Here is a 14,644-nt window from a genome sequence, read left to right as displayed (position 1 = left end):
CGGCATCCTGGGAGCGTGATTCGGCCGACTGTTGGACGTTTCCGGAACGTGATTTCACGGATCATCCCCCATTTCCGCTCAATGGTCGTCCCAGATCCGAGCCAAAAATGTTTCCCATAACAGGACGTTGGAGCTAGCCTACGATCCGGACGTTTCCGCTGCCGATCCGTGCCGTTTCGCCCGTGTTACAAGGCTGCGCACAACGCCAGCGGACGACGGCGGGAGGTCCCGCCGTCGTCCGCTGCCAGCTGTCCGGTACTACTTAGAGCGCGCCCTGCTGTGCAGTTCCGGCGGGGATCGGCACCAGCCGAGTGACGTCCACAGGCTTCGCCAGGAGCCCCTCGAGTGAAGCATTGAGCCGCTTGACGGCGTCGCCGGCGCCGTGGGCGTCGAGCAGTTCCACGGTTTCCCATTTTTCGATCATCATGATCTGGCCGGTGGGGGATTCGTGGATGGCGTAGAGCAGGCAGCCGGGTTCTTCGTGCACCTCGGCAATGGCGGGGGCGAGGGCGGCGACCACCTGGTCGTAGGCGCCCTCAACGGGAGTGAATTCTGCGGTGACAATGATGGTCATCGGTGACTTTTCCTTGTGTGTGAAATGAGAACAAGCATGGTCTGAACTGCCAGCCTAGGGCTGGCTGGGAGGTGCCGCCGGTTAGCCACGCGCCGGCAGCATTCCGGCGTCGGAATCCTTGCCGGCCGATGCCAGGTTCTGTCCGGTATCGCTGTCGAAGTAGCTGGCCATTCTGGCCTCGGGCATTACCGTGCAGGGATCTCCGGCCATCAGGCGGGTCTGGCCCGTCTGGCGGATCCAGAGGAGGTCGTCCTGGTTGAGCTCCCACATGTTCAGCCCCAGCGCCGGGTCCGGCTGTACGCCGATCAGGGTGTCCGCACCCAGGTCCTCGATTCGCCGGACCGTTCCCGCCAGGCCCGGACCGTCGAGGTCGGCGGAGACCGTCAGGTGTTCCGGGCGCAGGCCCAAGGTCACAGTGCCGGTCCCGAGCCGGAGTGCTTCGGGCGCAGGGAGCCGCAGCCCGCCGAGTGCCGGCTGCCCGCCGGTCACGGCCGCCGTCATGAGGTTCATGGGCGGGCTGCCGATGAACCGGGCAACGTATGTGTTGGCGGGGCGTGCGTAGATCTCCTGCGGGGTGGCGTGCTGCTGCACGATGCCGTTGTGGAGGATGACGATCTGGGTGGCCATGGTCATGGCCTCCACCTGGTCGTGCGTGACGTAGACGAAGGTCTTCCCGGTCAGCCGGTGCAGCCGGACGATTTCGCCGCGGAGTTCCGCGCGGAGCTTGGCGTCGAGGTTGGAGAGCGGTTCGTCCAGCAGGAACATCGACGGGTTGCGGATCAGTGCCCGTGCCAGGGCCACGCGCTGGCGCTGGCCGCCGGAGAGGCCTCCGGGCTTGCGGTTCGCGTACTCGTCCAGTTCCAGCATCGACGAGACACTGGCCACCTGCTTGGCGATGTCCTTGGACGAGCCGAAGACGCGGCGCGCGACGGTGCTGACGCCCGGGATGTGGTGCCAGCCCTTGAACCTGTCCAGGGCCAGCGGGAAGGCTATGTTTTCGCGGACCGTGAGGTGCGGATAGAGCGCGTAGGACTGGAACACGAAGGCGATATCGCGTTCGCGCGGGCTTTGCCGGTTTACGCGGAGGTTGTCGAAGATGACGTCGCCCGCGCTGGCGTCGGTGAGCCCGGCAATGATGCGGAGCAGCGTCGATTTTCCGGACCCCGACGCGCCGAGCAGGACGAGGAACTCCCCGTTGTCGACGTCGGCGCTGAAGTCGTGGATGACCTGGGTGTCCCCGAAGCGCTTGCTGATGTTGCGTAGTGAGAGCTTTGCCATGATCAACCTTTGACTGAGCCGGCCGTGAGGCCCGAGACGATACGACGCTGGACAAGGAGGAAGAAGATCAATGCCGGGAGGGTGAACAGCAGGGCTGCGGCCATGACGGAGTTCAGCGAGGTCAGGTACTGTCCGATGAACGAAGCGAGGCCCACGGACGCCGGCCACAGGTCCCGTTCGGCGATGAACGTCTTGGCCAGGAGGAATTCGTTCCACCCGTCGAAGAAGTTGATGACGGCGGCAGCGGCGATGCTGGGAAGAATCAGCGGGGTGAGAACCAGCGACAGGATGGTGACCCGAGGGCACCCGTCGACTGCCGCGGCTTCCTCGATTTCATAGGGAATCGCGTCAATGGCTCCCTTGATGATCCAGACGCTGACGGGCATCGTGAATGCCACGTTGGCGAGGATCAGGCCGCCCATGCCGTTGAGGAGGCCCAGCGACGCGAAGAGTGCGTAGATGGGGACCACGAGCAGTGCCTCGGGCAGCATCTGGGTGGCGAACAGCAGGAACCCCGCAGCGCCCTTGCCGTAGAACTTGAACCGGGACAGTGCGTAGCCGGCCAGCACCGCGAAGATGAGGGACAGCAGTGTGGTCCCGCCCGCGATGACCACGGAGTTGGTGAGCCACTTGAAGATGGGGACGCTGCCGATGAGGTCCCCGAAGTCAGCGAGCCGTTCCCAGTGCGGCCACCAGCCCTGGGCCTGGCCGTACAGTTCCGAGTCCTGGCTGAGCGCCGTATTCAGCATCCAGTAGAGCGGGAAGCCCGAGAAGAGGACCAGCGCGGCCAGCATGGCGTACCGGGCGGGCTTGCTGAAATTGCGGTTGCCCGGCGCCTTCAGCCGGCGCTTGTGCGGCGCAGCCTCGGGGAGTGGTGGTGCTTCTTTGGTGGTCATTGTTCTAGGCCTCCTTGGCGGCGTTGCGCCGTTCCATCATGAAGTAGACAACCGTGACCAGCAGGGACAGCACCAGGCCGAGGGCGCCGATGGCTGCCGCGCGGCCCAGTTCCTGGTTGCTGAAGGCCTGGCGGTAGACGTTGACGACGAGGGTGTTGGTGGTGTCCACCGGGCCGCCGCCGGTCAGGAGATAGATGATCTCGAAACGGCGGATGGACCAGATCGTCATGAGTAGCGTGACCACCCTGACGGTGGGGGCGATGTGCGGCCAGGTGACGGCCTTGAACGTCTCCAGTGCCCCGGCGCCGTCCATGCGGGTGGCCTCGTAGAGTTCGCTGGGGATGGACTGCAGCGAGGCAAGAACCACGAGCATGACCAGGGGCATGACCTTCCAGACCGAAGTCAGGACGACGGCGGCCATCCCGAATTTCGGATCGACCAGCCAGCCCTGCTGGCCGACGCCGAGCACTCCGACCACTTCGTTCAGAACGCCGTCGGACCGGTTGAAGATCCAGCTGAAGATCAGGGCGGTGGCCACCGTGGGGACGGCCCAGGGGAACGTGATGATGGCCCGGACAATCGTGCGGCCCTTGAAAGCCTGGTTCAGGAGCAGTGCCGATCCGGCGCCGATGGCGACGGCGAAGATCACGGTCGCGGCCGTGTACAGGATGGTGGCGCCCAGCGAATTGTAGAACTGCGGGCTGCTGAGCAGCCGGGAGTAGTTCTCCAGCCCGACGCCGGTTCCGCCGTCGGGCCTGACGAGCGGAGTTTTGGTGAAGCTGAGCTGGATGCCCTGCACCACCGGGATGATCATGAAGATGATCAGGTACACGACGGCGGGGCCGATGTAGATGTACGGGGAGATCCTCTGCCACATGTGATGCCGGGAAGGGGCATCCTGGATGGGAGGCTGCGCCACGGCGGGCGGGGAGATCGAAGTTCGGAGCGACATTGCCCGGATCCTTTGCCTAGGTCTTCTCAGCCAAGCAGCTGAGTTACTTGTGTCTGTGCGGTGGCGAGTGCCTTTGCAGCGTCGCCGCCGTCCACGAGGTAGCGTTCCACCTGCGTCATCACTTCGCGCATGATGGCCTTGGTCTGTGCCTCATAGCCCCGGATGAGGGGGCTGCGAGACTCGGAGGCGAGGTCGATGAATGCCTTGGCCCACGGGTTGGCCGCGGCGTAGTCGGGAGCCAGCGGCACATCGGTGGCCAGTGTTGACGGGCCCATTGCCGCCCGGAGCGCCGCCTGTCCTTCATCGGAACCGACCCAGCCGACGAAGTCGACGGCGAGGTTTTTGTTTTTGCCGTACCCGTTGACTGCCAGAACGATCTCCTGGTGGGCCGAGGGCTTGGGCAGCGGAATCCGGTCGGCAAAGCCGATGTCGGCCGACGTCAGGGCCTTGGAGGACCGCAGGATGCCGGCCACCGTGGAGGAGACATCGATCATCATGCCGAGGCGGCCTTCGCGGAACTTGGTGCGCATCGTTGACGCGTCGTCTCCGATGGGCATGGCACCCGAGCGGTAGATCTCGCCGAACGCCTCAACGCCGGCGATGTTCTCCGCGGAGTCGATGGTGGGCCGTGAGCCGTCCGACCAGGATCCGCCGTGCCCGTAGGTCCACACGTCGAAGTCCATGAACCAGGAGTCGAATTCCGTCATCTGGTGCCGGACACCGAAGCCGTCCAAGCCTGTTGCCGAACGGATCTGGCCCGCTGCCGAAATCAGTTCAGCGACGTTCGTCGGCGGCGTCACGCCGGCCTTGTCCAGGATCTTGCGGTTCCAGAAGAAGTTCCAGTTCAGCCGTTCCCATGTGATCCCGTACTGCACGCCGTTGACCAGACCGGATTCATTGGTGTGGTTGAACGGCGTGCCCTTGTGCGAGGAGATGACCGAGGTCAGCGGGGCCAGGATGCCGGCGTCGGCCAGCGGATAGAAGTTGACGTCCTGCACGACGAAGACGTCGGGCCCGCCCTTGCCGCCGAGCTCGGTGTTGAGCTTGTCGGCGAAGGAAAGGAACGGCGTGGTGCTCTGGGCCAGGACCGCGGACGGATTCACCTTCTGGTAGGCCTGGATGGCCTTCCACATGGCCTCGCCGCGGCCCGGCTCGAGCCACTGCCAGCTGCCGAACTTCAAGGTGCCACCGGCCGATGCGGCACGGTTGGGGTCGATTCCCGGGGTGGCCCCGCAGCCGGCGAGCAGCATGCTCGCCGCGGCGGCTCCCAGGAAAGTGCGGCGGTCGATCATGTCGCCGGCACCACTTCGAGTGCGAGGGCCTCCGTCTCGCGCCGCAGCTTCAGCGCCTCTTCCAGGGAGGTATCGATCTCGACGTCATCCCAGCCGACGATGCCGCCCTCGGGAACGTCGTTGACGAGCTTGACGTGGTGGGCCATGGCGACCGGAAGGGCGCGGTCCCGGACCGACTTTTCGGCCGAAATCAGCTTGCCCCAGACCGTGAAGCCGCCCTCGCCGTCGAGGATTTCCCCGGCGTGCAGGTCCTTCTTGGCACAGGCGACGACGTCGGCGTGGAAGCCTTCCGGAGCGCCGGTGGCCACACCGCGAAGCACTGCGTTGGCGATGGAGACGTTGAGCTCCAGGCCGACGTAGTGGTAGGGGCGGTAGAGGGCGGCGTACTGGCCGGTGGGGTCCGGGTGCCAGGGGTATTCCTGGAAGCAGCCGGAGACGTACTTGTTGGTGGCCTTCACCACGACGAAGACGCCTTCCTGGGTGTTGTGGGGGATCCAGTCGCCTTCACGCGTCACGCTGGACATCACGTCGACGCTGCCGGCGTTGCTGAGGACGCCGCCGTCGGCCGCGGGACGGCAGATCGTGGCGATCTGTTCGACGTCGCCGGGGGTGAACGTCAGCCCTTCATCGGACGGGCGCAGGCCCGCGGCATTGGCTACGGCAGCCATTTCGATGGCGGCTTTGGTGCCGTCACGGAAGGAGGTGTGCATGTAGGGGTTGAGCTGGCCCGAGTCCGTCAGTTCCTTCGAGAATTCCCAGTTTTCCCAGACGTTGTCCGGGTTCATCTGGTGGTAGTGCGAGAGGTACTTGGCGCCCTTGCCGGCGCAGACGACGTCGAAGCCGGACGTCCGGGCCCAGTCCACGAGCTCCCAGATCAGTGCGGGCTGGTCGCCGTAAGCCAGTGAATAGACGACGCCGGCCTCCTTGGCCCGCTTGGCCAGGGCCGGACCCGCCAGAGCGTCCGCCTCGACCGTGACCATGATGATGTGCTTGCCCGTTTCGATGGCGCGGAGTGCGTGGTTGATGCCGACAATCGGGTTGCCGGTGGCCTCAACGATGACGTCCAGGTCCGCGTCGAACAGGACAGACGCATCGGTCACCACAGTGGTGGCCCTCGTGGCGATGGCCGTCTCGATGTCTTCAACGAAGGCTTCCTCGGGCCAGTCCACCAGCTTCAGGGCGCCCTTGGCGCGTTCGGCGTTGATGTCGGCGATGGCCACCACGTGGATGCCGGGGATGTTGCGGGCCTGTGCCAGGTACATGGTGCCGAAACGTCCGGCGCCGATCAGCCCAACGCGGATCGGGGCGCCGTTGGCCTCGCGTTCGGTCAGAAGTTTGTGCAGGTTCATAACTACCTTTCAATGGGTGCGGCTCCATCCCGTGTGGATGGCCGGCGGAAAGCATCGGGTCCGCCGCAGCGTTGCGGTGAAGTGACGCTCAGGCGGGTGGCTGGGGTGTGCTGCCTCAATCCCGGGCGGTGCTGCGGTAGACAATCGGCTCCGAAGTAAACATAATGGAACCGGTTCCACTTTTATTTCATACCTGCTCGACGAGGTCAATACCCTAGTCTGAAAAAGTTCCTGCCGGAGGTACCGGGGAGCCGCAGTAGCCGATGGAGGAGTACACGTGCAGAAGCAGCCGACCATCCGCGATGTTGCCGCGGCTGCGGGGGTGTCCGTCGCCGTCGTCTCCCGCGTCCTCAATCCGGGCTCCGGCCCCGTGGCGGAGACGACCAGGGGCCGCGTCAACGAGGTGATGGAAACCCTTGGCTACCACCCCCGCACAGCTGCCAGGGAACTGAAGCACGGGCCCCCCACCACGCTGGGACTGCTCCTTGCCGACGTCTCCAATCCCTTCTTTGCCCGGCTGGCGGACCAGGTTGTCCAGGAGGCTCACTCCCGCGGGATCCAGGTGCTGCTTATGACCACACAGGAGGACGACCAGCTGGAATCGGAGCGTCTCTCCACACTCATTGAGCGACGGGTGAGCGGGATCATCGCCACTCCCACGGGGAACAATCTGGAAATCTGGAAGAAGCTCCAGGACATGGGAACCGACGTGGTCTTCGTTGACCGCTCCATCCCGGCGCTGCCGGAGGTGGACGTCGTGACCATCAACAACATCGAGTCGGCACGGTCCGCCACGGCCCTGCTGGCTGCCCACGGGCACCGCCGCATTGCAATCATCTCGGGCCCGGCGACATCAACCACCGGCCGGGACCGGATCGCGGGCTATCGCGAAGCCCTCGAAGCCGCCGGGTTGGAACAGGATGACCTGCTCGTCCGTTCCGCGGCCTTCCGGGGTGCCGCCGGCGGGGATGCCATGACGGCGTTGCTCAACCTGGACGATCCGCCCACCGCGCTGGTGGTGGCCAATACCGCCCAGGTGACGGCAGTACTCCGGCGCCTGGCGCATGCCGGGGTCTCGATTCCCGACGAGCTCTCGGTCATCGTGTTCGAGGATTCGCCGTGGACCGAGCTGATGACCCCGCCGCTGACGATTGTCCGGCAGCCCATCGACCTGCTGGCCAGGCACTCCGTGCAGCTGGCCCTCTCCCGGGCGAGTGGGAAGAGTTCCGGGAAGCCGACTGTGGTCCGCGTCGACGCCGAACTCATCGAACGGTCCAGTGTGGGGCGGCCGAGGGTGCGCACTTAGTTTTCCCCGACGGCGATTTACACCGATCGACCCGCATGGTACAAAAAGTGTACCGGTTCCACTTTGGTTCCATTCATACGTTCAGCTGCCTTCCCGAGGCCCACGCGCACAGCCGCGCCGCCGGCCGCCGACCCCAACTCTAAGGATCCTAAAATGGCGGAAACCCCGCGCACCTCGCTCGCTCTGTTGGGCCTCGGCCCCATGGGCGGTCCCATGGCCCGCCGGCTTCTCGAGCTCGACGGCGACCTCACCGTCTGGAACCGGACGTCCGCGAAAGCGGAACCCCTGGTTGGGCTGGGTGCGCGCGGCGCAACGTCGCCCGCGGACGCCGCGGCCGACGTCGTTCTCACCGTCTTGCCCGACCTGGAGCAGGTCGAATCGCTGCTGCCGGGACCGGACGGATTGCTGGCAGGCTGGGCGGCCAAGGGCATTGACCGGCCCGTCCTCGTAGTTCATGGCACCGTTTCGCCGATCGCCGTCGCGGCCTTTGCGGAACGTTTGCTTCGTGACCACGGGGTCACGGTCCTTGATGCGCCGGTCAGTGGCGGCACCGTCGGCGCGGAGGACGGAACCCTCAGCATCATGGTGGGCGGCGACCGGGAAGCGGCCCGATCCGTGGAGTCCGTCTTCGCGGCCATGGGCACCACCGTCCGGTACATGGGACCCAGCGGATCAGGGGCGCTCGCCAAGGCCTGCAACCAAATCGTCGTCGCCGCCACCGTGACCGCAGTCTCCGAGGCGATGCTCCTCGCCGGCAAGGGAGGCCTTGACCTGTCAGTGATGCTCGAGCTGCTGCAGGGCGGGCTGGCCGATTCCGCTGTGCTCCGGCAGAAGGGCTACCGGTGGATCAGCAACGATTTCGAGGGTGGCGGCAGTGCCCGGAACCAGCTCAAGGACCTCGGCTTCATTCGGGACGCGGCATCTTCGGAAGGCCTCGAACTACCCCTGATCAGTACGGTGACGGGGATGTTCGGCGAGATGGTGGCCCAGGGTGACGGCGCTCTCGACCACACGGGCATCCACCGCACCCTCGAGCGCCGGTCGCAGGTGTCCGCCGGATCTGCTGCACAGCTGTAGCCGCCGGTTTCGGGCAGGATTCCGGACTCAGGTGCGGGCGGACCTTGTTTAAAGGCGGAGTTCCATGAAAACGCTGTTGGGATCCAGGGTGTAGCCGCCAAAGGGAGGACACTCGGTGAAGCCGTTGCGGACATACAAGCGCCGTGCGGGCGCGAAATAGTCCTCGGTTCCTGTCTCAAGATAGATGCGCTCGAAGTCCCTGGTCCGGGCGGCGTCAAGGATGTGCCTGAGCATCAGGGTGGCGACCCCTCGCCCCCGCGCGCCTGCTGTGGTGCGCATGGACTTGATTTCGCCGTGCTTCTTCGAGGCGTGCGTCGCTGCGCCATGCGGGGAATCGAGGACTTTGAGCGCGCCGCACCCCAGGAGCTCGCCGTCCTCGCGGGCCGTCCAGAACGTGATCGACGGGGCGGACAGTGCGGAAGGGTCCAGCGCGTGCACACTTTCGGCCGGCGAGGTGGCGAACATGTCCGCCAGGTGCTCGTTCAGGAGTCGGCTGACATCCCCTCGTGCAGGGTCATCCTGGTCAATGTGAATCATCGCCCCAAATTTACCGGCGGCCTGAGCAACTATGAAAATCGCCACAGCGCCCTGCCCGTCCGGAAAGATACAGTGTCACGGTGAACATTGCCTTGGCCCCGGATGGCGCCGCCCTGGCGTGGACCGAGCAGGGCCGCGGGGAGCCGCTGCTGCTGATCGCCGGGCAGGCGACGGCCATGGACGGCTGGGGGCCAACCGCGGAGGCGCTGGCCGAACATTTCCGCGTCATCCGCTTTGACCACCGGGGAATCGGCAGGAGCAGCGACGGCGCGGCCGACCGGTACACGACGAGGTCCCTGGCAGCCGATGCGGCCGCCGTCCTGACTGCTGCCGGTGCCGAGAGCGCCCATGTGTACGGCCATTCGATGGGTGGCAGGATCGCCCAGTGGCTCGCCATTGATCATCCGCAACGTGTCCGCGCACTGGTACTGGCCGCGACGAGCGGCGGGAAGCTGGCCGGGGCGGAGCCGTCCCGGGATGCCATGGAGGCGCTGGTCAGCGGCGATGCCGACCGGCTGGCGCCGTTGTTCTTCGACCCCGTATGGGCGGCCGCCCACCCCGACGCCGTACGCGTCTTCTTCAATTCGCGGGCGTCCGCCTGGGCGAAGTCCCGCCACTTCCGCGCCAGCCGGGAACACGATGCCTGGAGCCGGCTGGCGTCCGTCCAGTCACCAACCCTCATCCTCCACGGCGCCGAAGATCCGTTGACGCCCCTGGAGAACGCCGTCCGGATGCACGGGCACATCCGCCGCTCCACGCTGGTCAGGGTGCCCGGCGCCGGCCACGGCCTTCACCTGGACCGCCCCGAAACCATCCAGTGGATCCGGCAATTCATCACGGCAAGAGCAGCACTGTGAAAGCGCAGTAAAAAAGCTTCTTTTTTGGAAGATGGCATAAAAAATATAAGTGTGTATGGTACTGGGTAAGCACTAACCCATGAAAGGTGTGATTCCAATGTCAGGAAAATCGCCCAGAAGCGCTGGCGCCAAAAAGGCGGGAAAATCTATTCTCGAAAAGCGCGCTGATAAAAAAGCGAAAAATGAAACTAGTGAAATCCAGTTCATAAAGCCGCGAAAGAACCAGCGCTAACACCCTTCGGGCGGTCGAATGCGGAACCCCTAGTCCCGTCGGCCGTCCGCACTGCTCGCCGCTGCCGGGGCCCTGAGCCCCGTTTCAGACACAAGGGACCAGTCCATGAACACTACCTACAACGCCTTGGTGGTCCCGGCCCGCCTCACCCAGCCGGTGCGCATCGAAGCGGTGAACACGGACATGTCCGCACTGCAGAAAGTGCTTGCGGGAAACGTCGGATCCATCACGGGCGCAGACTGGCACGTTTACCTGAACGACGAGGGAAACCGCATGCCCCCGAATGTCAGGGCTGAAGTGCTCATCCGGGAAGCAGGCGTCGATATCGAGGACTGTGTTCATGGTGCGGCCGTATTCCTTGGCCTGGAAGGTATGTTCAGGAATCGGACGTTCCGCGCCATTTGATTCGGCTGGCTGAACAGCTTTTCGACTCACCGCTGGCGGCTAAGTAAATCTGGCTTGAGCTGAATCAATTCGTCACGAGGAAAAATAGGAGATCGCATTGCTCTTTTGATGCGGTAATTTGTGATCGTGGAATTGTGGCGGGAAACATCGAGTGCCAGTTGTGCCACTGGCGAGTGGCATTCACCAACTGGAATGCGGGACGTTCGGCCGTCGTCCGGGCCTTGCGAAAACCGTTGTGGTGGCTGCCCAACTGCGCCACCATGATCGTATGGATGCTGAAGAGCCGAATACCGAAGAACCGGCGGTCGAGGAACCCAAGGCCGAGGAGCTGACCATCCCTCAGGCTTTCCTCCTTCTGGCCACGAACGACCAGGACGGCGAAGCCGAAGTGCCGGCCTACGTACTCCGGACCGCCTTGGCCGGGGCCATACTGGCGGAGTTGGACCAGCTCGGTGCTATCGGGTTGCAGGGCAAGCACGTCAGGGCAACCGATCAGGCCCCGCAAACGGGCTTCCAGCACCAGTGGGAGCTCATCCGTCACAAATCACGGCCCCACACTCCCAAACGCTGGGTCTCCATGCTGGAGGGCCGTGCCGAAGTGCAGCGGGTCTACGAGGGCCTGACGTCACGAGGCATCGTGGAACATGTGGGCGAGAAACACCTTGGGCTTTTTAAGTCCACGCGGTATCCGGAGAAGGACCATGCGCCGGAGGCCTCACTCCTGACGAAGGTCCAGGCGGCGCTCAAGGGCGGGCCGTCCGATGCCAGGACCACAGCACTCATCGCCCTGCTTGAGGCGGCCGGGCTGCTCGTCAAGCTGTTCCCGGCAGCGGACCGGACACGGGCACGGGAACTGGCGAAGGATTACTGGCCCGCCCGTGCGGTGACGGACGAACTGCGCATGATCAGGCTGGCAGAGGATGAAGCCGCAATGTTGGCTGATCCTGTACGTGCAAGACACCCGGGGTGACCTTCCGGTCACCTACCTGAGGGCTGACCGGGCCGGTCTCACGGCAGGGTGTCCAGTTCGGGAAACTGTTGGGCCCTATTCGTCGGCGGGTTGGAACAACTCCACCACGTTGCCGGCAGGATCTTCCAGCAGGATTTGCTGTCCGCCCGGGCCTTTGACGATGTCGTTTCGGAACGTGAGGCCCGCGGCGCGAAGCCGGTCCACTTCGGCGGCGATGTCGCCCACGATCAGGTGGATTCGGTTCCATCCGCCAGGTGCCGGCACGGCGCCGTCCGGCATAGGCCGGCCCGCCGAGCTGGTCGGCCCGCTCAGCAGTAGCCTTAGCTGGCCGCGGGCGACGTCGGCGAACGCCGGTGCGGCGCTCATCCTGAGGGTGAATCCGAGGTGCTTTGTGTAGAAGTCGACCGCCGCCTCGACGTCGTCAACCATGTACCGGACGCTGACCATGTCCGTGTTGTCGTCGGGCATTTCTAGCTCCTTCCCTAACTCGTGCGGGAATCCTTGATGGGGCACAGCAGGAACTGGATACTTCTATCTAACTAGTGTGATGGTTTTGGACCGGGTCTGACCCCCTTTTCCACGGAAGCCTCCGGCGTTAGGATGCCGTGTGACTTTCACCTACGGCTACGCGGACAACGACGGTCTTCGCATGTACTACGAGGTCCACGGGGAGGCGGTGCCGGGCCAGCCGCCGCTGCTCCTCATCCCGGGCGGCGGCTCCACTATCGGCACCAACTTCGGCGAACTCATCCCGCTGCTGGCCGAACACCGCCAGGTGATTGCCGTCGAGGAGGAGGGCCACGGCCGCACGCAGCCCACCGCCCGCCCGCTCACTGCCGAGAACTCCGCCGGCGACATCCTCGCGGTTCTGGAACAGCTCACTGTTGAAACCGCTGACGTGCTGGGATTCAGCGCCGGCGGGCACACCGCCGTCGCCCTGGCACTACGGCGTCCCGCCGCTGTCCGGCGCCTGATCGTTGCCTCTACCTTCGTGGGCCGCGATGCCGTGCCGGCCGAGTTTTGGGACGGCATGGCGAAAGCCACGCTGGACGACATGCCTGACACGTACAAGGACGCCGACCGCCTCCTCAACCCTGCACCCGGCCACTTGGAGCGTCTCTTCGAGCTGGACCGCCGGCGCATCCTGGACTTCCCCGGATGGTCGGACGAAGAACTGGGCACCATCACGGCAGCCACGCTGGTGGTAAGCGGCGACCGGGACATTGTCGCCGCCGACTACGCAGCGCGGATGGCTGGCGTGATCCCGGGCGCTCGCTTGCTGATCGTCCCGGGCGGCCACGGCGACTACCTTGGCGAGCAGGCCGCCAGCGACGGGGACCTGCGGACGATGCACGCCACCGTCCCGTTGCTGCTGCGGTTCCTTGGCGGGCAGGGCCCGGCTCTGGACTGAACTACTCAGTCCTTACTCGGCGTCGGCTGGATTGGCGAGTGTTATTTGGGTGTGGATGATGACCGCGGAGCACTGGAATTGGGCGCTGCAGGTTTGCAGGTAGACCGAAGCTGCGGCGGCACCCTCATTGAACGCCATCATGGTTGGAACTACCCGTATGGTGACTGTCTGGGTCTGCTTGGTGCAGCTGAGCTGATCGTTCCCGCCGCCGCCGGCGATGCGACCGTCGCTGACTCTTTGGGTGATCTGGACCACGGGTATTGCCATGACCAGGGCAGGGTCGGTGTCGCACACGAAAGTGACGGGAACATCCACCGCCGCGCCGTCGGCGACGAGGACTCCCGGCCCCGCGCTTACGAGCGTGGCGGGGGCTGCGTGCGCGGGGGTGGCTATCGCCACGAGGGCGGCGGCAAGAGCGGCGGCGAGGCAGCTTCTGGTGCCTAACATCAGGTTTCTCCCTTGAATGGAGGCGTGGCGTCCTGCGTTCCGCATTGTCAGCCAGTGCGGTGATGGGGCGTCTTCTAGGTACGGGGCGAAGCCCCTGACGGCAGCGCCGTTCCGGGCGCCGCCTGATGCGGCCGAAAGTCCGGTTGGCCGTAGACTACCCACTACCTGCCTGCGTGACAACGGTTAACGCAAACGGACGACGGCGGGAGGTCCCGCCGTCGCCGGAGCCTTTAAAGCCGCCTCAGGGCATTTCGTTGGCGATGACGAGGTGGGAGCTGACAGTATTAAAACGGTGCGGGCCGGAAACGGCGGAGAACAACCTGGATTAGTGCGCTGGCCGTGTTGGGCGCATGGCTCCCGGGAGTCATACCAGTGGTTCAGGTGGCCCGCACCCGCTGGAGTCCCCAGGTCATCTTCCGGATCGCTTCGCACTGGAGCCCGCTGAGCGCTGCGAGCTCGTAGTCGTCCATGACGCCCAGCCGGCGGGCCGCGGCCAGGAGCTTCAGCCGGCGCCCCTCCAGGTCCGCCTTCGAGGCCTCGAGCGTGGCCAGCTCGGACTTCAACGCGCCAATCGCCGCCAGCTGCTGGGCGGCCGGCAACCCTGACGGCGCCAGGTCATCAAAAGACAGGCCGATGGTTCGCACCGTCCAGCGGGTCAGCCCTGCCGCCTTGGCGATGCCGGTGACCTTCAACCCGTCACACAGCGCCTGGGCGACGTGCTGGTTCAGCCGGGCCGTGAGGGCCCGCATGCTGCTGGCGTTGAACGAAATCCGCTGCCGGTCCTCGCGGAGGAGCTGGCGGAGCCGTTCCACTTGGACAGCAGCCCTGTCAGCCTTCCGCCGCCCCCGGTAACGGTAGAAGCCGCCGTCGGCCGCGGGTGAATCAACGGGGTGCAGAACGGCCAAAAGGCACTCCTCAGGTCGGAATTGCCGCCAGGCGGGCCGGCGTACGTAAAACGCTAGATGTATTGACCACGGACGTTAGGAACATGCGGCGTGGTTAGGTGACAAAAAGAAGACCTCCGAGTGGAGTGGGGCTTGTCTAGAGTCCGAACCACAAGG

General features: G+C 65.1%; 16 protein-coding genes. 6 read left to right on the top strand and 10 right to left on the bottom strand.

Annotated elements, in window-relative coordinates; genetic code table 11:
- Positions 1-262: 262 nt before the first annotated feature.
- The 6 genes from ASF98_RS04260 to ASF98_RS04235 form a co-directional block, all read right to left on the bottom strand.
- A complete protein-coding gene (locus ASF98_RS04260; protein WP_028269769.1) occupies positions 263-574 on the bottom strand; it encodes a putative quinol monooxygenase in 312 nt (103 codons plus the stop codon).
- An 81-nt stretch (positions 575-655) separates the two neighbouring features.
- Positions 656-1,852 carry an ABC transporter ATP-binding protein gene (locus ASF98_RS04255; protein WP_055797940.1) on the bottom strand — a complete coding sequence of 399 codons (1,197 nt, stop codon included), beginning with the start codon at positions 1,850-1,852 and terminating at the stop codon, positions 656-658.
- Positions 1,853-1,854: 2 nt separating this feature from the next.
- Entirely contained in the window at positions 1,855-2,748 is an 894-nt protein-coding gene (locus ASF98_RS04250) for a carbohydrate ABC transporter permease (RefSeq protein WP_082506701.1), read from the bottom strand.
- A gap of 4 nt (positions 2,749-2,752) precedes the next feature.
- Positions 2,753-3,700: a carbohydrate ABC transporter permease gene (locus tag ASF98_RS04245; protein WP_200939300.1), complete on the bottom strand. Its 948-nt coding sequence runs from the start codon at positions 3,698-3,700 to the stop codon at positions 2,753-2,755.
- A 26-nt stretch (positions 3,701-3,726) separates the two neighbouring features.
- The gene (locus ASF98_RS04240; RefSeq protein WP_055797935.1) at positions 3,727-4,992 is read right to left on the bottom strand and encodes an ABC transporter substrate-binding protein; all 1,266 of its coding nucleotides are present in this window, start codon (positions 4,990-4,992) and stop codon (positions 3,727-3,729) included.
- Positions 4,989-6,341: an NAD(P)H-dependent oxidoreductase gene (locus ASF98_RS04235; protein WP_055797932.1), complete on the bottom strand. Its 1,353-nt coding sequence runs from the start codon at positions 6,339-6,341 to the stop codon at positions 4,989-4,991. Before ASF98_RS04235 ends, ASF98_RS04240 begins: the two co-directional genes overlap by 4 nt.
- A gap of 277 nt (positions 6,342-6,618) precedes the next feature.
- On the opposite strand from ASF98_RS04235, the gene ASF98_RS04230 reads away from it, so the two are divergent.
- Both ASF98_RS04230 and ASF98_RS04225 read left to right on the top strand, forming a co-directional pair.
- Positions 6,619-7,647 (top strand): substrate-binding domain-containing protein, encoded by a 1,029-nt coding sequence (locus ASF98_RS04230; RefSeq protein WP_055797929.1) that lies wholly within the window; start codon positions 6,619-6,621, stop codon positions 7,645-7,647.
- A gap of 153 nt (positions 7,648-7,800) precedes the next feature.
- Positions 7,801-8,724 (top strand): NAD(P)-dependent oxidoreductase, encoded by a 924-nt coding sequence (locus ASF98_RS04225; protein WP_055797926.1) that lies wholly within the window; start codon positions 7,801-7,803, stop codon positions 8,722-8,724.
- Positions 8,725-8,772: 48 nt separating this feature from the next.
- On the opposite strand, the gene ASF98_RS04220 is transcribed toward ASF98_RS04225, so the two are convergent.
- Positions 8,773-9,261, bottom strand: coding sequence for a GNAT family N-acetyltransferase (locus ASF98_RS04220; protein WP_055797923.1), 489 nt, complete (start codon positions 9,259-9,261; stop codon positions 8,773-8,775).
- 80 nt (positions 9,262-9,341) lie between these two features.
- Here ASF98_RS04220 and ASF98_RS04215 point away from each other — a divergent pair, with 80 nt between their 5' ends.
- From ASF98_RS04215 to ASF98_RS04205, 3 genes are all read left to right on the top strand, one after another.
- Complete coding sequence (locus ASF98_RS04215) at positions 9,342-10,118, top strand: alpha/beta fold hydrolase (protein ID WP_055797919.1); 777 nt, start codon at positions 9,342-9,344, stop codon at positions 10,116-10,118.
- A 337-nt stretch (positions 10,119-10,455) separates the two neighbouring features.
- Entirely contained in the window at positions 10,456-10,755 is a 300-nt protein-coding gene (locus ASF98_RS04210) for a DUF3846 domain-containing protein (protein WP_235505604.1), read from the top strand.
- A 268-nt stretch (positions 10,756-11,023) separates the two neighbouring features.
- The gene (locus ASF98_RS04205) at positions 11,024-11,725 is read left to right on the top strand and encodes a GOLPH3/VPS74 family protein (protein ID WP_055797916.1); all 702 of its coding nucleotides are present in this window, start codon (positions 11,024-11,026) and stop codon (positions 11,723-11,725) included.
- A 75-nt stretch (positions 11,726-11,800) separates the two neighbouring features.
- On the opposite strand, the gene ASF98_RS04200 is transcribed toward ASF98_RS04205, so the two are convergent.
- Positions 11,801-12,193: a VOC family protein gene (locus ASF98_RS04200; protein WP_055797913.1), complete on the bottom strand. Its 393-nt coding sequence runs from the start codon at positions 12,191-12,193 to the stop codon at positions 11,801-11,803.
- 139 nt (positions 12,194-12,332) lie between these two features.
- Here ASF98_RS04200 and ASF98_RS04195 point away from each other — a divergent pair, with 139 nt between their 5' ends.
- Positions 12,333-13,136 (top strand): alpha/beta fold hydrolase, encoded by an 804-nt coding sequence (locus tag ASF98_RS04195; protein WP_235505603.1) that lies wholly within the window; start codon positions 12,333-12,335, stop codon positions 13,134-13,136.
- A gap of 12 nt (positions 13,137-13,148) precedes the next feature.
- On the opposite strand, the gene ASF98_RS04190 is transcribed toward ASF98_RS04195, so the two are convergent.
- Positions 13,149-13,583 carry a hypothetical protein gene (locus ASF98_RS04190; protein WP_055797910.1) on the bottom strand — a complete coding sequence of 145 codons (435 nt, stop codon included), beginning with the start codon at positions 13,581-13,583 and terminating at the stop codon, positions 13,149-13,151.
- Positions 13,584-13,960: 377 nt separating this feature from the next.
- Positions 13,961-14,488 carry a hypothetical protein gene (locus ASF98_RS04185; RefSeq protein WP_055797907.1) on the bottom strand — a complete coding sequence of 176 codons (528 nt, stop codon included), beginning with the start codon at positions 14,486-14,488 and terminating at the stop codon, positions 13,961-13,963.
- Positions 14,489-14,644 lie beyond the last annotated feature (156 nt).

It is taken from the genome of Arthrobacter sp. Leaf337 (assembly GCF_001423745.1).
In the GTDB taxonomy this organism is placed as follows: domain Bacteria; phylum Actinomycetota; class Actinomycetes; order Actinomycetales; family Micrococcaceae; genus Arthrobacter.
Note: the sequence above shows the minus strand (reverse complement) of the source record. Positions and strands in the feature narration are given on the sequence as shown.